The 367-nt window shown below is 67.3% G+C and carries 1 protein-coding gene; it reads left to right on the top strand.

The annotated features are described in order from the left end of the window. The coding region (locus tag FW760_RS26050) for an AMP-binding protein (protein ID WP_446444124.1) at window positions 1-367 on the top strand (367 nt) is incomplete at both ends.

The following is a 367-nucleotide window of genomic DNA, read 5'->3' as shown; positions in this document are numbered from 1 at the left end:
CGCGCCAACCAGATGGCCCATGCGTTGATTGCCCAGGGCATCGGGCCAGAGGTGCTGGTGGGCCTGGCCTGCGAGCGCAGCCTGGAGATGGTGGTCGGCCTGCTGGCGATCCTCAAGGCCGGCGGTGCGTATGTGCCACTGGACCCGGCGTACCCCGAGGACCGCCTGGCCTACATGATGGAAGACAGCGGGCTGAGCGTGGTGCTGGCCCAGTCGCACCTGCAACTGCCAGTTCCGCAAGGCGTGCGCACGTTGCTGCTGGACGATGACTTCGGCGCCTTCGCCACGCACAACCCGGCACTCTCGCTTGACCCTGCCAACCTGGCCTACGTGATCTACACCTCCGGCTCCACCGGCAAGCCCAAGG

The organism is Pseudomonas sp. 1176_21, assembly GCF_052850635.1.
This window is presented reverse-complemented; position numbering and strand designations above follow the sequence as displayed.